Annotated in this window: 17 protein-coding genes and 1 riboswitch; of the genes, 11 read left to right on the top strand and 6 right to left on the bottom strand. The window is 59.4% G+C overall.

The window, feature by feature from the left end; translation table 11 throughout:
- Positions 1–6: 6 nt before the first annotated feature.
- A riboswitch (TPP riboswitch) is annotated at positions 7–103 on the bottom strand.
- A gap of 234 nt (positions 104–337) precedes the next feature.
- Positions 338–484: a DUF1127 domain-containing protein gene (locus HGP16_RS11750; RefSeq protein ID WP_168840184.1), complete on the top strand. Its 147-nt coding sequence runs from the start codon at positions 338–340 to the stop codon at positions 482–484.
- A gap of 188 nt (positions 485–672) precedes the next feature.
- Here the strand turns inward: HGP16_RS11750 and HGP16_RS11745 are convergent, their stop codons facing one another.
- Positions 673–858 carry a hypothetical protein gene (locus HGP16_RS11745; protein WP_168840183.1) on the bottom strand — a complete coding sequence of 62 codons (186 nt, stop codon included), beginning with the start codon at positions 856–858 and terminating at the stop codon, positions 673–675.
- A gap of 201 nt (positions 859–1,059) precedes the next feature.
- Between HGP16_RS11745 and yghU the strand changes: the two genes are divergently transcribed.
- Both yghU and HGP16_RS11735 read left to right on the top strand, forming a co-directional pair.
- The gene (gene yghU / locus HGP16_RS11740) at positions 1,060–1,935 is read left to right on the top strand and encodes a glutathione-dependent disulfide-bond oxidoreductase (protein ID WP_168840182.1); all 876 of its coding nucleotides are present in this window, start codon (positions 1,060–1,062) and stop codon (positions 1,933–1,935) included.
- A gap of 212 nt (positions 1,936–2,147) precedes the next feature.
- Positions 2,148–3,755: a hypothetical protein gene (locus HGP16_RS11735; protein ID WP_168840181.1), complete on the top strand. Its 1,608-nt coding sequence runs from the start codon at positions 2,148–2,150 to the stop codon at positions 3,753–3,755.
- A gap of 23 nt (positions 3,756–3,778) precedes the next feature.
- On the opposite strand, the gene HGP16_RS11730 is transcribed toward HGP16_RS11735, so the two are convergent.
- Positions 3,779–5,152: a sigma-54-dependent transcriptional regulator gene (locus HGP16_RS11730; protein WP_168840180.1), complete on the bottom strand. Its 1,374-nt coding sequence runs from the start codon at positions 5,150–5,152 to the stop codon at positions 3,779–3,781.
- Positions 5,149–7,011: an ATP-binding protein gene (locus HGP16_RS11725; protein ID WP_409526833.1), complete on the bottom strand. Its 1,863-nt coding sequence runs from the start codon at positions 7,009–7,011 to the stop codon at positions 5,149–5,151. The genes HGP16_RS11730 and HGP16_RS11725 overlap by 4 nt, the downstream gene beginning before the upstream one ends.
- A 233-nt stretch (positions 7,012–7,244) precedes the next feature.
- Between HGP16_RS11725 and HGP16_RS11720 the strand changes: the two genes are divergently transcribed.
- The 8 genes from HGP16_RS11720 (at position 7,245) to HGP16_RS11685 (ending at position 16,122) form a co-directional block, all read left to right on the top strand.
- The gene (locus HGP16_RS11720; protein WP_168840178.1) at positions 7,245–8,573 is read left to right on the top strand and encodes a dicarboxylate/amino acid:cation symporter; all 1,329 of its coding nucleotides are present in this window, start codon (positions 7,245–7,247) and stop codon (positions 8,571–8,573) included.
- 302 nt (positions 8,574–8,875) lie between these two features.
- On the top strand, positions 8,876–9,397 hold the full coding sequence (locus tag HGP16_RS11715; RefSeq protein ID WP_246703469.1) for an NUDIX hydrolase: 522 nt from the start codon (positions 8,876–8,878) through the stop codon (positions 9,395–9,397).
- A gap of 312 nt (positions 9,398–9,709) precedes the next feature.
- Entirely contained in the window at positions 9,710–9,955 is a 246-nt protein-coding gene (locus HGP16_RS11710) for a helix-turn-helix domain-containing protein (protein WP_168840176.1), read from the top strand.
- A 1,142-nt stretch (positions 9,956–11,097) separates the two neighbouring features.
- Entirely contained in the window at positions 11,098–11,274 is a 177-nt protein-coding gene (locus HGP16_RS34675; RefSeq protein ID WP_409526832.1) for a hypothetical protein, read from the top strand.
- Positions 11,275–12,317: 1,043 nt separating this feature from the next.
- Positions 12,318–13,331 carry a helix-turn-helix transcriptional regulator gene (locus HGP16_RS11700; protein WP_168840175.1) on the top strand — a complete coding sequence of 338 codons (1,014 nt, stop codon included), beginning with the start codon at positions 12,318–12,320 and terminating at the stop codon, positions 13,329–13,331.
- A gap of 141 nt (positions 13,332–13,472) precedes the next feature.
- Positions 13,473–13,763: a hypothetical protein gene (locus HGP16_RS11695; protein WP_168840174.1), complete on the top strand. Its 291-nt coding sequence runs from the start codon at positions 13,473–13,475 to the stop codon at positions 13,761–13,763.
- Between the two features lie 365 nt (positions 13,764–14,128).
- Entirely contained in the window at positions 14,129–14,860 is a 732-nt protein-coding gene (locus HGP16_RS11690) for a response regulator (RefSeq protein ID WP_168840424.1), read from the top strand.
- Positions 14,857–16,122, top strand: coding sequence for an ATP-binding protein (locus HGP16_RS11685; protein WP_168840173.1), 1,266 nt, complete (start codon positions 14,857–14,859; stop codon positions 16,120–16,122). The genes HGP16_RS11690 and HGP16_RS11685 overlap by 4 nt, the downstream gene beginning before the upstream one ends.
- A 400-nt stretch (positions 16,123–16,522) precedes the next feature.
- Here the strand turns inward: HGP16_RS11685 and HGP16_RS11680 are convergent, their stop codons facing one another.
- Genes HGP16_RS11680 through HGP16_RS11670 form a run of 3 tightly spaced genes read right to left on the bottom strand, consistent with a single transcriptional unit; the run spans position 16,523 to position 21,227 of the window.
- Positions 16,523–18,478 (bottom strand): MacB family efflux pump subunit, encoded by a 1,956-nt coding sequence (locus HGP16_RS11680; protein WP_168840172.1) that lies wholly within the window; start codon positions 18,476–18,478, stop codon positions 16,523–16,525.
- Positions 18,479–18,481: 3 nt separating this feature from the next.
- Positions 18,482–19,798: an efflux RND transporter periplasmic adaptor subunit gene (locus tag HGP16_RS11675; protein WP_246703467.1), complete on the bottom strand. Its 1,317-nt coding sequence runs from the start codon at positions 19,796–19,798 to the stop codon at positions 18,482–18,484.
- Between the two features lie 4 nt (positions 19,799–19,802).
- A complete protein-coding gene (locus tag HGP16_RS11670) occupies positions 19,803–21,227 on the bottom strand; it encodes an efflux transporter outer membrane subunit (RefSeq protein WP_168840422.1) in 1,425 nt (474 codons plus the stop codon).
- Positions 21,228–21,276: the final 49 nt, after the last annotated feature.

The following is a 21,276-nucleotide window of genomic DNA, read 5'->3' as shown; positions in this document are numbered from 1 at the left end:
AGCTTCGCGAGGTCCCGAGCGACTCCCTCCGCCAGCATGATCTGGTTCAGGTTCAAAGGGTCCTTCTCAGCCCGCCGGAAAGCGGACGCCCCTGTCTCTCATCTCCCTTCTTTTTGCAGACAACGGCGGCGCTGTCATCAGCAAATCACCAAAGCCCTGGCGATGAATGGAGTTGGGCTCTGTTAATTTCCAGGAGACCCATGCAATGAATGCATGGGTGCAGTGATTCCTTAGCTCTGCAAAAGCCGAGAGGTTTCGACTATATGTCACTCATCGAAGCGAAGGGGGCGCCAAGCACGGCAGCTCAGCTTCGAAAGCCCAACGAAAGGGGATCATCATGAACGTAGCACGCTCTTTCAATAACTGGCGCAAGTATCGTCAGACGGTCGCCGAACTGGGCCGTATGTCCACGCGCGAACTGCATGATCTGGGTATCGATCGCGGCGAAATCCGCAATGTTGCCCGCGCAGCCGTCGCTCGCTAACGGCCGCAACGGCTGCTTATAAAGCTGCATTATGCCAGCGCCTGTTCGTCCCGAGCAGGCGCTTTTGGTTTGTCCGGAGGGGACGGTTCAGGCTCTTCGCATGAGCTGCAAGCAGATCGGCAAAGCCGGCCGCTTTTCGCATAGCGCATAACTGCCTTGCAAAGAAATGCCTATCCTGTGAGCAAAAATCAGCTATTCTCATTTCCATCGAAGCGATGCATCTCCTCCCGCATCCCTTCGTTTTTGCGGACGTCCTTCTCCTCCTCCCAGGGACGACTGCGGGAACAGCGGCATTCCTCCTCCCGTTCGCTGTTCGGTTCTTGTAAAAAGCCTGCCGCACCTCCTCCCGCGGCAGGCTTTTTCGTTTCAGGCAATATCGGATTTCCTCCTCATCGTTCCCGGTCTGCAGCGCGCGTCGGAACGCGGTCCTTGCTTCGGCCATCTCCGATCCCAGCCTGTCTGAAAACCGACGGCCTCCTCTCGCAAAAATGAACGGCCGTCCCTATGTGCGACGCCTGTAGCGCGCTACATCGAAGACCAACCCCAACGTGATTCCCTGCAACAGGAGGATGCCCATGACCGGTTCTGCCGAATACACGCCGCCGAAAATCTGGACCTGGAACAAGGCCAATGGCGGTCAGTTCGCCAATATCAACCGTCCGATCGCCGGGCCGACTCACGAAAAGGAATTGCCTGTAGGGCGCCATCCCCTGCAGCTCTATTCCCTCGGGACGCCGAATGGCGTGAAGGTCACCATCATGCTCGAAGAGCTGCTGGCGCTCGGCCACAGCGGCGCGGAATATGATGCCTGGTTGATCAAGATCGGCGAGGGCGACCAGTTCGGCAGCGGTTTCGTCGACGTCAATCCGAATTCAAAGATCCCGGCCCTGCTGGACCGCAGCGGCCCGAAGCCGGTCCGCGTCTTCGAATCGGCCTCGATCCTGATGTATCTCGCCGAAAAATTCGGTGCCTTCCTGCCGACGGAACAGCCGGCCCGTGCCGAATGCCTGTCCTGGCTGTTCTGGCAGATGGGCAGCGCGCCCTACCTCGGCGGCGGTTTCGGCCATTTCTTTGCCTATGCGCCGACGAAGATCGAATATGCGATCGACCGCTTCGCCATGGAAGTGAAGCGCCAGCTTGACGTGCTCGACCGTCGCCTGGCCGAAAGCGAATATATCGCCGGCAGCGACTACACGATCGCCGATATTGCCATCTGGCCGTGGTATGGCGGTCTCGCCAAAGGCTGGCAGTACGGCGCGGCCGAGTTCCTGCAGGTGCAGGACTACAAGAACGTTCAGCGCTGGGCCGAGCAGGTTTACGCGCGTCCCGCCGTCAAGCGTGGCCGCATGGTCAACCGCATGTCGGGCGAACCGTCCGAGCAGCTGCGTGAGCGCCACGACGCCAGCGACTTCGAGACCAAGACGCAGGACAAGATCGCGCCTGCAGGCTGATAGGCAGTTTCGCTCGTTATTTCCTTGAACCCGCGGTCTCCGGATTGCGGGTTTTTTTATTGGCTTTGCCAGCGATGTTCGTGAGGCGGCCAAGTCAGCCTCGCTCCATCTTGTCGGGTCTAATGTCTCCCTGCCGAAGCTTTATCGCCCGGCAGAGAACGCAACGCACTCTGCAATGCGTTTCACCGATGACGCAAGAGGAATGCTTTTCCATGCAGCAAATTGCTGGTGACCGTGCCCTGGACAATAAAATCATCGCGGGCGCGCCGTCGCAGCAATCAAGCAAGGAGAGAGAAGCGCTCTTGAAGTGCCTGATTTCGGGTGGCGACGAGCGGTTGGACTGCGATGCCGTCAGCGGTCTCAATATGTACGGTTACGGCCCGGCGCCTCGTCCAAACGATCTGGCTTTCGGCTCCTCCACGGCGTCGACGATTTCCGCCGATGCCTTTGCCGAGATCGACACTTACTTTGCCGGTCTGGTCGGCGAAATGGAAACCGGCTCGCCCGCAGCTATCTATGAGCGTGAAATTGGACGAGTGCGGTCGGATTTGCTGCGTCTGCTTGATCTCAATCAGGCCGTCGGACAACCGCAAGTCGACGCGATCCTCGCGACTTCGGGCACGGACATCCATCTCTTTGCAGCCTCGCTTCTGGCGCGCGAGGATGATTGCGCCTTGATGACCATCACGTTGATGGGCAACGAGACGGGCAGCGGCGTCATGACGGCCTCAGCAGGTCGCCACTTCATGGGCCGTGTCAGCAGCGATCGCGCCGTTGCCAAGGGCGAGGAGTTGCGGCCCGGCGACGCAACGCGCAACGCGACCATCGCCGTCCGCAATAAGGATGGCTCCCTTCGCGCCGACCGCGAAGTCGAGGACGAATTGCGGGGCCTGATCGAGCTCGGCCGTGCCGCCAGGCTCCGATGCTTGCTCGTCGTGACCGACGTGTCGAAGACCAGCCTTCTAGCGCCGGGCCTGGAAAGCGTGCTGCGGCTGAAGGCGCGTTTCGGCAACGCGCTCGACATCATGATCGATGGCTGCCAGTTCCGCCTGTCGGCGGCGACGATCCGTGCCTATCTCGCGCATGGCTTCATGGTGGCCCTGACCGGCTCGAAGTTTCTTGCCGGACCGATTTTCAGCGGCGCCCTTTTGTGCCCGCCGCAGATATCGGAGCGCTTCAAGCATCGCTGCCTACCGGCGGCTCTGGCGGACTATTGCGGCAAGGCCGAGTGGCCGGAGGGCTGGGCAGCGCGTGAAGCCTTGCCCGAACGCGCCAATTTCGGCCTGCTGTTGCGCTGGAAGGCGGCGTTGTTCGAGCTGCAATCCTTTGTCGCCGTTCCGGAAGTGCAGGTTACCGCGGGTCTTTCCACCTTCGCTGAAGCGGTAACCGCCCGGCTTGCCAACGACCCTGCCTTTGCGTTGCTGGACAGCCGTCCCCTTGATCGCCGCTGCCTATGGACCGTGCCCTCTGTGCGCCATTGGGACGAAATCCCTTCGATCTTTTCGTTCTATCTGCGCGACGCCAGCAATGCAGGTGTCTTAAACGCGGCCGAGACCGCAGCCGTCTATAAAGAGTTGGCCATCGAGGAAGATGGGTTCGCCGCCGTGCGGCTTGGCCAGCCCGTGCGTTGCGCAGATTTCGGCGAGATGCCAGTCAGCGCCCTGCGCATTTGCCTGAGCGCGCCCTTGATTGTCCGGGCTGCCAAGAGCGCCGAAGCGCTTGCAAGCGTTATTGATCAGGCCATGCTGGTGCTCGACCGGACCGCGGAGATTGCGGCACGGCATGCTTCCATGCCCGGCGTAAGGCTTGCAAGCGCCTAGAGATCGGCATCTCTTTAATCCCCTCAGCTTCTTCGGTCGTCGCCGTCAAAGCCGGCGAAATCACCCCTGACGATCCCGTGGCGCTGGAGCTTGTCGTAGAAAGTCTTCCTCGGAATGCCCAGTGCCTCGATGGTCCGGCGCACATCGCCATTGTTTTGCTGCAGGGTCTCGCGGATGAGTTCTGCCTCGTAGCGTTCCACGCGAACGGGCAGTGAAAGCCCTGCCTCGAGCGCAGCCGCGTCGCCGAATTTCGGCAGGACATCCGCCTCCAGTCCAAGCACGAAGCGTTCGGCGAAATGCGAGAGTTCGCGAACATTGCCCGGCCATTCGTGCTGCTGCAGATGACGGCGCACGGTGGCCGTAACGGCCGGCACGTCGCGCTTGAAGCGGCCGGCGGCGCGTTCGGCGAAATAACCGAAGAGCAGGGGGATATCGTCGCGCCGTTCCCGCAGCGGCGGGATGGAAAGCGTGACGACGTTGAGACGATAATAGAGGTCTTCGCGAAAATCACCGCGCTGGCCCGGATCACTGAGATCGACCTTGGCGGCCGCGACGACGCGCAGGTCGACGGGGCGGACTTCGTTCGTCCCAAGCGGCGTCACCTCGCGCATTTCCAGCACCCGCAGCATCTGCACCTGGATCGCCGGCGGCATGCTTTCGATTTCGTCGAGAAACAGCGTTCCCGCGCTCGAGTGCTCGATGCGCCCGATGCGCTTCTTCTGCGCACCGGTGAAGGCGCCCGGTTCGTGGCCGAAGAGCTCGCTCTCGATCACGGTTTCGGGCAGGGCGCCGCAATTCAGCGCAACGAAATTGCCCTTGGCGCGGCGGCTCCAGCGATGCAGCAGGCTGGCCACCACTTCCTTGCCGCTGCCCGTTTCGCCTGTCACCAGCACGTCCACATCCGTATCGGCGATCTGCCGCAAGGTGTGACGCAGGCGCTCGATCGCCGGCGTCTGGCCGATCAGTGGCAGATCGCCCTGGGCTTGTTCGGCGGCCTGCCGGAGCGCGCGGTTTTCCAGAACGAGCCGCCGCTTCTCCGTTGCGCGCCGCACGCTCTGCACCAATCGATCCGTGGCGAAAGGCTTGGCGATGAAATCATAGGCGCCATCCTGGATCGCCTGCACCGCCATCGGTATATCGCCATGACCCGTCATCAGGATAACAGGCATATCGGCGTCGAACCCCTTGATGCGGGCAAAGAGCTGCTGTCCGTCCATCTGTGGCATGCGGATATCGGAGACGACGACCCCGGCAAAGCCGGGATACAGGGCATTGAGGGCATCGGTCGCCGCCGAAAAGGCGGAGACGGCAAAGCCTGCAAGTTCGAGCGTCTGTTTCGTGGCCTTCAGGAGATCCTTGTCATCATCGATGAGGAAGACGGGGGGAAGTTCGTTCATGCTGTGGCCTTGCGCAAATGGATGGTGAAGCGGGTGCCATTGTCATTGCTCTCGACATCGATCCGGCCGCCGTAGTCGATGACGATGTCCTTGGAAATGACAAGACCGAGACCCAGGCCCTTTTCCTTGGATGTATTGAAGGGCGTAAACAGTTGGTCGAGGATTGCAGCGGGAATGCCCGGCCCGTTATCCGAGACGACGATCTCGATATCGTCGGAGGTTTCGCGCACCGAAACCTCGACTTTGGCCCGCTCCCGGCCCTCCAGAGCTTCCAGTGCATTCTGGAAAAGATTGATCAGCACCTGCTCAAGCCGGATGCGCGTGCCGACGACGAGGAGACCTGTCGGCGGCAGATCGATCTTCAGCGCGTCGAGACGGCCGGCAAACCGGCTTCTGAGTAGCACGACCGCCCCTTCGATCGCGCTTCTGATGTCCACCGGTTCGGGTGCCGTTCTTCCCTTGCGGCCAAAGGCCTTCAGTTCTTCGGTGATCGTGCCGATGCGCTCGGTCAGCGCCGTGATCGCGGACAGATTGTCCTTGACCGGCTCCGTCTGCCGCCTATCGAGGAAGATATGCGCATTCTCGGCATAGGCACGGATCGTCGCGACGGGCTGGTTGATCTCGTGAGCGACGCCGGCGGCGACCTGACCGAGAATGGCGAGGCGGTTGGCCTGCACGAGATCCTGCTGCACGCCCTGCAGCTTGGCCTCTGTCGCCCGATGGTCGGCGATCTCCGCCTCCAGCCGATCGCGGGCCTGGCTGAGATCCTCGGTGCGTTCCAGAACACGGCGCTCCAGCTCTTCGCGGGCGATCCTGCTGACGGCGATCTGCATGATGGAGACATCGCGGCGACGCAACAGGAAGGCGGCGAAGGCAAGGATCGGCAGCAGGACGGTCAAGGTAAGGAAACGCGTCTCGCGCACGGAAGACGCAATCGCCTGATCCGTCGGAATGAGATAGCCGAGCTGCCAGGGCGTCGAAGGGATTGCTGTCGTCAGCCGCAAATATTCAGCTGCGCTGCTGCCGGGCAGGACGGCGCGGACGATGGTCGCATCCGGGCCTACGGTCTCTGGGCGGCTGACCGGCAGCGGCGACAGCGGAGCGGCGCCGAACTGCAGGCTCTTGCGAATGGCTGCCGCTTCTTCTCGGCCCAGCGCCGTCGTCGTCATGAAGCGCCATGAAGGCAGGCTGGTGATGAGGATGACGCCGCGTTCGTCGGTCACATAAGCAGGACGACCGGTCTCGCTCCAGTCGGCCTCCAGCTGATCGAACTCCATCTTCACCACGACGACACCCAAAGCTGAACCAGCATCGCCGACGCGGCGCGAAATATAGAGACCGGGGCGGTTACTGACGGTACCAAGCGCATAATGCTCGGCGGTGCCGTCTTCCATAGCCCTACGGAAGTAGTCGCGGAAAGAATAGTCGTTGCCGACGAAGCTCAAGGGTTCGCGCCAGTTGCTGGACGCCATCGCAACGCCGTCCCTGCCGGTGACATAGAGCACCGAGGCACTTGTCCCCGAAACCAGGCTCTCCAGCTTGCGATCCAGGGCGACGATATCGTCGATCCGTCGCCCCGCAAGAGCATCACGCACCTGCTGATCGTCCGCCAGCAATAGCGGCAAGGCGCGCGGGCGTTCGAGGACTGCCCGCAAAAGTGCGACCTTGAGATTGGCATCCGTATGCCCCTGCCTCTGCAGTGTCTCGATCGCGGAGATGCGGCCATAGAAGCTTGCGCCACAAAGGGCAGCCGCAATGACGGCTGCGCAGAGGAACGCGAACGCCAACCAAACCCGGCGGGAGCGCCGGCTCAGTTGCTCCGGCGTCAAAAGTCGGTCTGTGGGCGCGCGCTGTAGCATCGCCATATTGTGCATGTTTTCGCGCGCATCGCAAATCAATCTGTGCGGATTGTCGCACATTCTGTGCGGCAGGCTCTCTCGCCGATTTTATAGATGTCATGAAATCAAGTAGTTAAATCCATCCCCCTTAATTGGCACGCTCGTTGCAAAGCCAAGCGGAACAGTCGGAGGCTGTTGAATTGTAGTCGTCGCCCGGAGGGCCGAGAGATCGGTTGGGCTTAATGGAGGACATCATGATTGCTCCCATCGCTGCCGCCGAAACGCGCGGCAAACTTCCCTTTTACCGGCATCTCTATGTGCAGGTCCTGACCGCCATTGCCGCCGGCATCCTGCTTGGCCACTATTATCCGCAGCTCGGCGCATCGCTGCAGCCGCTCGGCGATGCCTTCATCAAGCTCGTGCGCATGGTCATCGCGCCGGTCATCTTCCTGACCGTCACGACGGGCATCGCAGGCATGTCGGATCTCAAGAAATTCGGCCGCGTCGTCGGCAAGGCGTTCATCTACTTCCTGACGTTCTCGACCCTGGCGCTGATCGTCGGCCTTATCGTCTCGAACGTCGTGCAGCCGGGCGCCGGCATGCATATCAATCCGGCGACGTTGGATACGAAGGCCGTCACCAATTATGCGGCGCAGGCCCATGATGCGACGGTCGTCGGCTTCCTGATGAACATCATTCCGGATACGATCGTCGGCGCTTTCGCCAAAGGCGATATTCTACAGGTCCTGTTCTTCTCGGTGGTCTTCGGTATCGCGCTCGGCGCTGCCGGCGAACGCGGTCGCCCGGTCGTCGACTTCCTGCAGGCGTTGACCACGCCGATCTTCCGCATGGTTGCCATATTGATGAAGTTCGCGCCGATCGGTGCCTTCGGCGCCATGGCCTTCACCATCGGCAAGTACGGCATCGGCACCATCGCCAACCTGGCCTTCCTGATCGGCACCTTCTACGCCACGTCGCTTCTGTTCGTACTGGTCGTGCTCGGCGCCGTTGCCCGCTATAACGGCTTCTCGATCCTGGCGCTGATCCGCTACATCAAGGAAGAGCTGCTGCTCGTGCTCGGCACCTCGTCGTCGGAGGCCGCGCTGCCGGGCCTGATGAACAAGATGGAACGGGCGGGCTGCAAGCGTTCGGTCGTCGGCCTTGTCATCCCGACGGGCTATTCCTTCAATCTCGACGGCACCAACATCTATATGACGCTGGCGGCATTATTCATCGCCCAGGCAACCGACACGCCGCTGTCGCTCGCGGACCAGATCCTGCTGCTGCTCGTGGCCATGCTGAGCTCCAAGGGTGCCGCCGGCATCACCGGTGCGGGCTTCATCACGCTTGCCGCTACCCTTGCCGTCGTGCCTTCAGTGCCGATCGCCGGCATGGCGCTGATCCTCGGGATCGATCGTTTCATGTCGGAATGCCGCGCTCTGACGAACTTCGTCGGCAATGCGGTTGCGACGATCGTCGTCGCCCGCTGGGAAAACGAACTCGACCAGACCAAGTTTGCCGCCGCCATGGCGGGGCAATTGAGCGAGGAAATCGAGGCGCCTGCCTTGCAGGCGGCCGAGTAGGTTTCGCTTCATCCTCCCAAGAACGAAACGGCCCCCATGCGGGGCCGTTTTCTGTTCGGCACCCTGGGCGGTCACAGTTTCGTGTATCGCCGGCTACAACCCATGCAACTGTCCTCATCAACAGCAGGCTTCATAAAACTGTCACCGCAACGGCTCACAGCATCGTATTGACAATTGTGAATTTCGGCAGAGCCGCAGGACAGGAGGGCAGCGTGTCGTATTTTGTGGGCGCACGCCAGCCGGCCTTTGGGTGGATTTGCCTCTATCGACCTTATCGCGGGTAACCGCGCATGGCGTCTTCAATGTCAACGCAGCATAAGGTCTTGAGGCGTTCGGAAAGTTTCCTGTCCGAACTTGCGTCCCATACGGATGCGTTGCTTCACGGCCGCGTTTACGAACAATATGCTGCGATCTGCTACAGGAAAGAAGCTGAACGCGACGATGCTGAGGTGCTCGTCGTCACCAGCCGGGAAAGCGGGCGCTGGGTTGTCCCGAAGGGCTGGCCGATCAAGGGCAAGAAGCCGCATGAAGTCGCAGCCATAGAGGCCTATGAGGAGGCTGGCGTGCGCGGAAAAGTGAAGAAGAAGCCTTTTGGCTATTTCACCTATCTGAAGCAGCTTGCCGACGGCAATCGCGTTCCCTGTATCGTCGGGCTGCATCTACTTGAGGTCGATCAGATGCTTCAGGATTTCCCGGAGCGAGGCCAGCGCCGCGTCGAATGGGTCTCCTTCATCGAAGCGGCCAATCGTGTGCGCGAACCGGAACTCAAGGGCCTTCTGATCGAGGCCGAACGGAAGATACGCAAGGCAAGGGCCAAGAAGTAACTTTGCCTGGGCGGGTGGTACGGGCTCTCCTTCCATATCTCGTGACGGTGAACGATCGCGAGAATGGTCCGCGGTAGCGCTCGGCCATTTTGTAACCGTGGCGTGCGGCGATATCACTGAATATTAAAATACGACATGAGCCGAGAGCCAGGCGATGGGCAGCTATGCGCTTCCATGCTTGCCCTTGCCGCATTGATGCCTATATTGACCCAGCGTTCGGCCGCGTCTGTTTAGGTCGATATGCCTCATGGCTGCAATAGCTGCCTTCACCCGGCAACGAGCTGGCCGGCGGACTCTGGAAGGAGAAATTTCATGTCCATTACTCCGAATAATATCGATAGTTCAAAGGCTTCTACCGTTCCCCATGGCGAAATCGCAGCTGCCGTGCGGCAGGCGCGTGAAACCATCGGTTATACGGTTGACGATCTGTCTGAAACCTGTGGCCTCACCAGTGAGGAAATCATTGAAATCGAGGCCGGCGCGGAGGCTGATCCGGCAAAACTTCGCCGCATTGCCACCGCGTTGCAGATCCCACCCTCGACTTTTTTCATCGTCTGAACAAGCGGCGCACTTCGGTGCGCCCCTTCGATTTCTCCCGCAGAAAAGCGGCGCTCGTTCGTTCCAATATGGCTACGCATGACATCGCGCAGGGGGATGCCCATTTTTATCGAGCTCCTCCCATCTGCGTTCTGGCGTAGTCAGATGATCCCGCTCGCGACATGACGTTGCTGACCCAGCTGGTCAGGAAGCGAAGATGCGCAGGGCTTGACTGAACTACCGTTCAGGAACGGCGGGATTTCTCCAGGGGGGATTCCGACAATCTCCGAAGCGTTGTGTTCGAGCCGGTCAAAATCAGTCATCGACGACGATGGCGAAGTTCAGATTGTCGATCCCGTCAGCCACGCTGTGGAATATCTGCCGATACAATGGCCGGTGCGTCACGGAGAGGCGTTCGAGACGCGCTCCAGGCTTGGATTGTCAACGTCAAGGGCAGGGCGTCGCAGCCGCAGGTCCGATTTGCATTCATCGCGGCCGCCAAGGTGGTTAGCGGCTCAATGACACTCTGAACGAAGAGCAATCCGCCGTCTTTCTGCCGGCTATAGTCCATTCGTCAATCTTTGGAGTTCCGCCAAAGAGACGATTGAGCAGAGGTCTTGAGGATACGAGGAGGTCCGACCGTTGCACGATGCAGGCGATCGAACCTCCCGACCATCGCAATTTGGCGGTTGCGATAGTTGCAAAGATGTGACCTGCCACCGACGTATCGTCCATACGGGAAACGACGCGGGAGATCTGATTGCGCCCGACTTTGGAAAGCCGCAATTGAAGCAGGCAACAGCCTAGAATCCAGGTGTGAAGCTCCGACAAGACGGCTATTGAATCGCTCCGATCATTCTTCGAGATATTGATGGTCCCATATGAGCCCTATCGAGAATAACAAGGATTCGGCGATTTCTTCACGTTGGTGACGGTGTACTCGCCCGGCGTCGTACGCTTCTTCGTTCATCCAGGTTTATGAGCACGCGGCTCAGCAATGACCTATCTTGCGTTCGGTCTCGCGCGATTCGCGCCATCGGCAGTCCCGGTCTTGAAGCCGAGGCGCCCAAGCTCGAAGATGGCATTGTCGGCGTATTCGATCTTGTCAAGGAGTATGAAGTGAACGGGCGCATGCGCCGCGATCTTGACGGTGTGACTTTAAGATCGGCCGTGGGGAGAAGATCGCTGTTCTTAGTCATAACGGCGCGGGCAGATCGTCGCTCGCGCGGATGATCGCAGGCATAGACGAGCCGGGCATGAGGCAAAGTCGTACGCAACATGTCGATGTCATGTCCGACTGCATTGAGCGGCGGGTTCGGTGGCTCAATGACGGGCTTTGACCGGATGCGCTTCCTGTAACTGATCTGCGATAAGCCATTCGACGAAATCGCGATCTGATAGAGTATTTCAGCGAGCTTGGTTGCCATCCGCGCATGCCCACCGAGCATACTCGTCCGGCATCCGGGCGCGACTGGCCTTCGGCATGTCACTTGCCATCGATTTCGACTGCTATCTCATCGACGAGGTGCTTTCCGTCGGCGAAAAGCGATTCCACCTGCCTCCTTCGAAGAGCACTTCGTTATACGCAACGATCTTTCGATGATAGTCGTCCGACGTAACCTCAATGTGATTGGTGATTAGTGCAAGCCTGCGCTTGTCCTAAAAACAGGCTGGGGCCGCGTTTTCGATGACATGGAAGCGGCGTTTCGGATCCACTCTGCATTGCAGGTCGATTTGCTTTTTTGGTTGACTTGTTCGCGTACCGATGACAAACGCCGCCCGCCGGTTGCGCAAATGAGACAGTATCGGAAGCTGACAGATCGAGCATCGTCGCATCTTCGCGTCGACCATCGAAACAATGCCGTTAAATCTCAAACCCTATCGGTCCGCCCGGTCAAAGCATATGATAAATTAAGACAAGCGAAATTATCTCGCCTTCTAATTGCTTTTAAAATCGGGGCCATTCTCCTCACGTCTTTTGGCGACGAACGACAAATATCCGATTACGCTCATCATCCGGCTATCGCGACGCATAGATTAGTAACTACATCTGCAAGCAATGGTAGTGCTTCGCTGGGGTGATGGCAATATTGGCAAAGACATTTTGTTTGATGGCCTCGTGCCCGAAGACGGTCGAGAGTAAGCATACGAAGGTGTGAGCAATCTGTATAACGCCGTCATCATCTGTACTGTATGGCTAAAATTTACCATGCTAATTTAATATTAACGAATTCAACTATAAGTTATTATCGGGGTGATTTGAATGATCAAACGGGCAAGAGCATGGAGGCCTCATAAAGAAGTCTTGAAGCAATTTGGCCTCGAAAAAATCATGTGGCGGCGGTTGCGACTATGCAATCTGAGATTTTGAGTAGGATAGCGGATGGCGACGTTGGAAAGAGTTGCCGAACAATGCGTTGGCACCTTTGAGGTCTATTCTCGTGCTGCAATTGTTCGCAATCTCGACTTGCTTGAACCAAACTGGAAGTGGAGTGTTCCGTCGGAATCCAGTGGCGATTATTCCTTTAAATTCAGCAAGCAGCCCGTTCAATCGACGTTCATCATAAGTGCGCAGCACTCCGCCGGCCTGGAAGCTATTGCGAAGCAGGACGTATCGCGTGTCAGCATCATATTCGTTCTGGCAGGCGAGTTAGAAATTAATCACAGACGGATGCAGAAATCATTGCGCATTCCCATCAATAATGTCGCCAGCATCAGCGACCGCGCCGGCAAGCGGCTGGAGATAAAGCCACGGAGCTCTTGGCTGCTATTTCAAATTCCGGAACCGGTTATCAGGCAGCACTTCGAGGAATTGACGGGCAAGCCCTATGTGCAGGAATTCGCCCTAGCGCCGGTAAGCTTCCGTCAGGGCGGTGCGCAGGGGCTATACCAAACACTCCGCCAGGCCGAAAAAGATCTCATGACCGCTCGCCCGGTCGAAAGGGTGATGCTCGCAAAGGCCTATAGCGAGCTTCTTCTAGTCAAGCTGTTTACGAAGCTTCCGCACAATCTTTCCGACGCTTTTCATCGCGGAACATTGGAAAGCGCGCCGCGCCAGCTTCTGAGGGCAGAGGCCTTCATGCGCGACAATCTGCACAACGCGATCATGCTGGAAGATCTCGCCCATGCCGCGAGCTGCAGCCCGCGTGCACTGCAACGCATGTTCAAGACCTATCGGGGCGACACGCCGATGGGAATCTTGTGCAACTATCGGCTGGCCGCGGCTCACGGCGCCATCAAGGGCGGCCAGACCGACAGTATCACCGATCTCGCTATGAGCCTGCAGTTTTCCAATCCCGGGCGGTTCTCCGTTCTTTACAAGCATGCCTACGGTTCCAGCCCTTCATCGATCCTTCGGTTTACCCGGGAGCGCAGTGACGATGCCGAAACGGCGTAGTGGTCAGAGCAATGATGCCTCATCAAAACTACTCCATGCCGCTCAGAATTGTCGATGCCGCGGAAGGTCGGACGATTGTGCGTTCTCGCCTGCGTTCCTAGGGGCTGTGCATTTTCTGAGGCCAAACCGAAGGCCAACCGCATGTCCGAGGCAGCAGCGGCGCGTATCGTGCCGCCATTTGCGCTTGTCGGCATGATATCTACCGGCAATGAACAGAAGTGCCCCGCGGTCGGGGGGCTGGCGGCTTATTTCTGCGAAGGCGCCCGTGATCTCGGCCTAAGGATCGCCGTTGCCGCGATTGTCCGGAACCCGCGCGACAACGTAAGATTGCGGCATGAGAACGTGGGCACTGTCGTGCGCGAGCCGACCACCTACGCGCTCCCCGGCGCGTCGGGGCAGAATGGCGAAGTACCCTTTAGCGACAGCATCTGACCATCGCAAACGCGGCGGCGCACGGGAGGACTTCAGGATACCCGTACAGATATTTCGAGCATCTTCCTCTTCAGTTATGAGCCGCTTCCGTCTGGAGCGTCGAATGGTAGCGAGCTGCCTGATCCGACCACAGCGCTGGCTTCATGCGTCGTGGAAGCTAGAACATGCATTCGGCGGCGACGCGCATTTAGATTGCCGGCTGGTTTTGCTGTGCCGAACATTATTTTGTTGCTCAATATTTCCGGCTCCAGGAATTTTGTAAACCAACGTTTCCCGCGCTGAAAATTCCGTATTGGCGCCGCAAAAACGCTTCTTCTCAGAGGATTGATAGTTTGTATAAGGGTTGAGAAAACGGAATGAAGCCTATGAACGCCAGCGCCACACCGGATATTCTGATCGTCGATGATGACCACGAGATACGTTCGCTCCTGAGCCGGTATCTCGAGGAGCAGGGGTTCCGTGTGTCGACGGCGAGCGACCTTCGCGGATGCAACGACGCGCTGAACCGCCGCCATCCCGACCTGCTGGTGCTGGATGTCATGCTTCCCGATGGATCCGGCCTTGATCTTTGCCGTGACTTGCGAAACCGCCGTCCGCGGGTTCCCGTCATTCTGCTGACAGCCTTGAAGGAGGACATAGATCGTATCCTCGGTCTTGAGATCGGCGCTGATGATTATCTCGGTAAACCGTTCAATCCGCGCGAGCTGGCGGCGCGCATTCGCGCCGTGCTGCGTCGCACGAACGAGGATTCTTCGGTAGAGCCTGAGCAAAGACGCTATCAGTTCGCGGATATGGTGCTTGATCCGCAGCTTCGCCGGGTGAGCCGAGACAATGGCGAGGTAATCGCGCTGACGGGTGCCGAATTCGATCTTCTCAAGGCGTTCCTTGAGCGCGCCGGCCGGCTGCTGTCGCGCGATCAGCTGCTCGACCTGACGCAGGGGCGCGATCGCGACCCCGCCGATCGCTCGATCGACGTCCTGATGAGCCGGCTTCGTCGCAAGCTGGGAGAAACGACGGAAGATCCCATTTTCAGAACGATCCGCAACGGCGGCTATCAGCTCGTCGTCCCGGTAACGGCTATCAAAGGCGATTCATGAGGTCACTTGGTGCGCGCCTGGCACTACTCCTGCTGACGGCCATCGTCCTGGTCGTCATTTCGTCGTCCTTCGTGGCAAGCCTTGTCATGCGAGGGCCGCGACCGGACATGACGATTGATGGGACGGCCCGGCAGCTTGCCGTTCTCGCGACCTTCGCGGAGAAGGATCGCGCCATGGCGGAATCGGCAGGGCTGATCGTTGCTCCCATGCCAGCCGGCGGCCCGACTGACGAAGAGCTCTCCCACTTTCTCACCGAGGCGCTGCTTCGCATTTCCGGAATGCGCGAGGCAATCATATCGCGCCAATCGACGGGCGGGTTGATCGCGTCCTTGAAGCTCTCCGACGGCAACTGGCTGGTCATGCCGATGGGGCCGCACGGCCCGCCTCCGGACGGCTGGAAGGTTCTTGTGGGCTGGCTCGGCCTCATCATCATCGGCAGCGTGCTCGTTTCGATCTTTGCAGCTTCCAAGATCATGAAGCCGCTGCGTCTGTTGGAACAGGCGGTGGCGGCAGTCAATCCCGACGGCACGCTACCGCACATACCCGAAAGCGGCCCGGGCGAAATTCGCGCCACCGCGCAAGCGCTCAACGGCCTTTCCGCGAGAGTGAAGGCTGCCACGGAAAGCAGGATGCGGCTTGTTGCCGCCGCTGGACACGATCTGCGAACGCCGATGACCCGAATGCGGTTGCGTGCCGAGTTCATCCGGGACGAGGACGAGCGGCGCAAATGGCTTGCCGATCTGGAGGAGCTGGACAGGATCGCCGATAGCGCCATCGGCCTCGTTCGCGAAGAGATTTCCAAGGACAGCCTGGAACAGGTGCGGCTCGACAGGATCGTCGAAGGTATCGTCACTGAACTGAAGGCGATCGACATGAACGTCAAGAGCGGCGATCTGGAGCAGGCGACGATCTGCGCGGGGCCGCTGGCGGTTACACGCGCGTTGCGCAACCTGCTCATCAATGCCGCGACACATGGCCAGTCGGCGACGGTGACGGTCACGCATCTTGGCAACCGGGCCGTCGTGAGGATTATCGATACCGGTCCCGGCATCCCCGAGGATCGATTGGATCAGGTGTTCGAACCCTTTTTCCGAATCGATATCGCAAGGCAAAGATCCTTCCCCGGCGCTGGCCTCGGCATGGCTATTGCGCGCGAAATCGTCACCCGATTCGAGGGCGAAATCACCGTGCGAAACCGCCAGCCGCGGGGGCTGGAGCAAGTCGTGTCATTCAAGAGCGCCGAAGCGAAGGCCGCAGGCTGACCGAGCAAAAAAGACCGAACGGATTAGCGGCATGCAGATTCGGCCACGCTCCAAGGTAGCGGTCGGGTAACGATCCGAATTTTGCCTCAAAACAGGATTTACTTGCGTAGGATTTTCGAAAATTCTATGAACGACAGTATTTGCAGTAAGCTCATAGAACTTACCAAATAATGTTTTCCCGATAGAAAAGCCGAGACACCAAAATTCGTCAAAATGCCCTCTTTCAGCAACATTCGGAAATGTTCTGAGCGCCAACTAATGTAAAATTGTTGTCGATCAGCAGCTTGGCTCGAGCAGGCTTTGATCGCCCCGCATACCCGGCTTCGCCATGACGCCCCCAACACGAATGGCGAAGCCGGATTGCTTTCCGGCAACGCCACCGCGATTTTATCCAGAATAATCAGTCTCTTGAGAGTGCCGCCACGGGATCGAGCAACGACGCGTTGCGCGCCGGCAGGTAGCCGAACGTAAGGCCGATGGCGCAGGAGCAGGTGAAGGCGAGGATGATTGAACCCGCCGAATAGACCAAAGTAAAATTGGATCCAAAATAATTGAACGCGGCACCGAAGCCAAGTGCCGTTGCAATGCCCAAGGCGCCGCCGAGCAGACAAACCAGCACGGCTTCAATGAGAAATTGCTGCAGGATGTCCTGGCGTCTTGCACCGACTGCCATGCGCACGCCGATTTCGGCAACGCGTTCGGATACCGAGACGAGCATGATGTTCATGACGCCGATGCCGCCGACCAGCAGCGAGATGACGGCGATGGACGAGATAAGCAGAGTCATCGTCCGAATGGTGCTCGTGATTGTCTGACGGATATCGTCGGTATTGAGGATGAAGAAATCCCTGGTGCCATGGCGACGTTCCAGAAATTGCGTCACCGCCGCCTCGGCTGTCGAGCTATCGGCGTCGTCAGCAACACGTACGGTGACGCTGCGCAACGACATGTCGCCAAGGAAGCGGGCTTGTACGCCGGTATAGGGAAGGTAGACCGAAAGATTGTCGCTGGAGCCGAAGCCTCCCTGCTGCGCGGCGATAACACCGATGACGCGCACGGGGACCTTGCCAACGAAGATCGTCTGCCCGATCGGGCTGAGGCCTTTGTCCGCAAACAGCGCCGTCGCGGTGTTTTGATCGATCACCGCATCCTGCGTCATTCCTCGGACGCCGTCGGAATCAAACAGCTGGCCCGCGACCAGTTTTGATCCTTTCACGGAAAAATACGCGTCGCCGACGCCGTTGATCAAAGCATTCGCCTCCGTCGCACCGAAGCGCACCGTATTGCTGGTGGACACGGTCGGCGTGACGGCGGCGACATAGGTGAGTTTTGCCAGTGCATCGGCATCAGCAACCACCAAGGTTTTTATGCGTCCGGACCGGGTATCGCCGAAGCTCTTGCCGGGAAAGATCTCCAGCGTGTTCGTGCCGAGGCTGTTGATATTTGCCAGAACCTTTCGCTGCGATCCCTCGCCAAGCGCTATGACGCTGACGACCGACGCAATGCCGATAATGATTCCCAGCATGGTCAGAAAGGTACGCAGCCGATGTGCTTGCAGTGCAAGCATCGCCATCCGGAACGCTTCGAGTAGCCGACCCGTCATTTCACCCCAGCCCGACTTGCCGGCGCGGGTCTCGGCAAGGGAGGCTTGGGGTTCCGCCGTTTCGTTTCGCGTCCGTCGGTCGGCGACTATGCGACCATCGGAAATTTCGATCATACGGTCGGCGCGCGAAGCGACATTCATGTCGTGAGTGACGATGACGACCGTATGCCCGTCGGCATGCAGCTCGCCGAGAATGCGTAGCACCTCTTCGCCGCTCTGCCGATCGAGCGCGCCGGTCGGCTCGTCGGCCAGAATGACATTGCCATTGTTCATCAAGGCACGCGCAATAGAGACGCGCTGCTGTTGGCCGCCGGAAAGCTGGCCCGGCCGATGGCTGCCGCGCTCGCCCATGCCGAGACGTTCAAGCAGGGCGATAGCACGTTCACGTCTCGTCTCGCTCGGCCGTCCGGCATAGATCGCCGGTACCTCGATATTGCCGATTGCCGTCAATTCCGACAGCAGATGGTAGCGCTGAAAGATAAAACCGAAATGTTCTCGCCGCAGCCGGGACAGGGCATCGCTGTCGAGGCTATGCGTATGCACGCCAGCGATCGCGTAGGTGCCGCCAGTGGGGCGATCGAGCAGGCCGATGATATTCATCAAGGTCGATTTTCCGGAGCCGGAAGGCCCGACGATGGCAACCATCTCGCCTTCGGTTATCGACAGATCGACATCCTGCAACACCGCGATAGTGCGGTCGCCCGATTGGTATTCGCGCCGCACGCGCCGCAATTCGATGATGGGGGAGGGCACGGCTTAGAATCCCATGGGCGGCGGCGGGCCGCCATTGCTGCTGCTCTTCGTCGTCGTGGCGCTCGCCTCGCCGATAACGACATTCTCACCCTCCGATAGGCCGGACCGGATCTCGGCGGAGACATTGTTGTTGAGGCCGACGGTGACCTTGCGCTGGTTTCGCTTACCATCGTCGCCCAGCGTCTGAACGACATAGGAACCGTCTGCCGACCTGGCGCCCAATGCCGAGGAGGGGATGGTGAGCACATTCTTGGCCTCGCCGAGCACGATGTGAACTTCGGCCGACATGTAGGTTCGGAAATATTTCTCGCGGTTGGGCACCGCGAAAACCCCGTTGTAGTAGATCGCCGAGGACGAGGACGACGATGTCGTGCTGCTGCTGGAAGACGAAGTGGTGGTCGAGGAGGTGACGCTGCTGTCACTGGTGATCGACTCCGGTGCCGGTTCGATCGATTGCAGCGTGGCGTCATGGCGCGTGCCGGGATCACCCAGAATGGTGAAATAGAGAGGCTGTCCGGCCTTGACCTTGACGACATCGGCTTCCGATATTTCAGTGCGGACGATCATCGTATCAAGCTGCCCCAGAATGACGATGGTCGGCGCCGATTGGGCCGCATTGACCGTCTGGCCCTGCTGGTTGACGATGGCAAGCACGGTGCCGTCCATCGGCGCCGTGATGCGCGTGTAGGAAAGATTGGCGCGCGCTGTTTCGACCGCAACTTCGGCAGAGGTGATCTGCGCATCGAGAGCCGCGATCTGCGCGGTGATCTTCTTGACGCTCGCTTCCGCGCTATCAAGGTCGGCCTTGGAGCCCGCCTGATTGCGGAACACCGTCTGCTGGCGGACGAGCGTGAGCTGTGCGTTCGCAAGATCGGCCTCGCTTTCCTGACGCTGTGCCTTGACGTTTGCGAGGGAGGCCTGCGCGGTCTTCAGGTCGTTGCTTTGCGTGGTCGAATCGATTTCGGCAACCAGCGTATCCTTCTTCACCGTATCGCCGAGCTTGACGTGAAGCGCGGTAATCCGCCCGGAAACCTGTGCACCGACGGCAACCAGTTTGGTTGGCTTGAATGTGCCGGAGGCGAGGACCGCCTCCTCGACATTGCCGCGCGTCACCGGCGCGGTGATGGCGGATGATGTCTGCCGGTCGAAGTAGCCATGCCAGAAGAGGATGACGCCCACGATGGCAAGTGCCAGCACGCCTGCGAGCGCCGGACGTGCCAGCTTGATACGCCGGCGTGACGGCGACTTTGCCGGTGCTGGATTTTCGGCGCGCTTGGGATTGATGGTCGTTGGCGCTTCGCGATCTAAGATGTTCAGCATGGAACTACTTGGCCATCGTTAGGTGCGGGCCGGTATTGGTATCGACCACCGCAGGTTTGGAAACATCGACCTGCCCGTCCCAGCCTCCGCCGAGCGCCTTGTTGAGCGAGATATAATCGGTGGCGATCGAAGCCTTGCTTTGAATGACGGACTCCTCGGCGCTGTAGAGCGAACGTTCGGCATCGAGCACATCGAGGAAATCCGTAACGCCCGCCTGGTTCAGCGTGCGCGAGAGATCCGATGCACGGCGATAGGAGCTGCTGGAAGAAACGAGCTTGGCATATTTCAGCCGCTCCTGAGTGAGGGACACGACTGCGTTCTCGACATCTTCCATGGCCGAAAGCACGGCCGACTGATAGGCGATGAAAAATTGATCCCGCTCCGCCTTGGCGACATCGACGGCGGCCTTCAGCTGGCCGCCCTGGAAGATCGGCACCGTCAGTGACGGGCCGAACGTCCATCCGATGGAGGACTTTTTCGCCAGATCGCCGATATTGGCGGCCGACGAAGAAATGTCGCCTGTTAGCGAGATGGACGGATAGCGATTGGCTTCAGCCTGACCGATCTTCGCCGTGTATTGTGCAAGTTGCCGCTCCGCGAGACGGACGTCCGGCCGAGACGTCAGGATATCGGCCGGAATACCGGTCGAGATATTCATCCTGGGGCTCGGAATGGAGCCGCCCGTCCTGAGCGTGTCTTCAAGCGTGGCCGGCGGCTTGCCCAGCAGCACGCTCAGGCGATGGACCGCTTCCGCATAGGAGATTTCGTAGGTCGGAATATCCGACTCGGTGCTGCTGGCGAGAGCATCGGCCTTGGCCGAGTCGACGCCGGTGGCGCTGCCTGCCAGATACTCCATACGCGTCAGGGCTGCGCTCTTGCGTTGGGATACGGCGGTGCGCTTGGCGAGATCGCGCAGAGCCTGGTATTCGCGCGCCTGGACATAGTAGGACGCGACGTCGCCGATCAATGTCAGCATGGTGTCGCGTAGCTGCTCGTCGGCAGCATCGACACCATATTTTGCCGCCTCGGTGGCGCGCTTGTTGCCACCGAAGAGATCGAGCTCCCAGCTGGCGTCGAAACCGCCGTTATAAAGCGTGGAGAAGGTCGCGTCGGTGGTGCCGCTTGATGCGGCCGACGTGCGTGTTCGCGTCCCCGAACCGGTTCCCTCGACGCTCGGCAGCAATGCGCCTTTCTGCTCGCGGTAGGTGGCGCGCGCTTCGCGGATTTTTGCCTTGGCCGTCGCCACATCCAGGTTGCTGGCCAGCGCCGCCTCGATCAGTGCATCAAGCGTCGGATCCTTGAGTTGCTTCCACCATTGGGACAATCGCGGCGCCTTCGAAGGCTTCGTTCTGGCTTTGCTGCCCCAATGCGACGGCATGGCAAGGTCGGGTGTCCGGTAATCCGGGCCGACGACGCAGCTTGTCAGCATCCCGGCAAGTGCGGCGGCTATGGCTATATTTGGCAAGCTTTTGCTTGCA

Origin of the sequence: Rhizobium sp. P40RR-XXII, assembly GCF_012641405.1 — a bacterium.
Classification (GTDB): domain Bacteria; phylum Pseudomonadota; class Alphaproteobacteria; order Rhizobiales; family Rhizobiaceae; genus Rhizobium.
The sequence above is the reverse complement of the archived record's forward strand: the minus strand, read 5'-3'. Positions and strand labels throughout refer to the sequence as shown.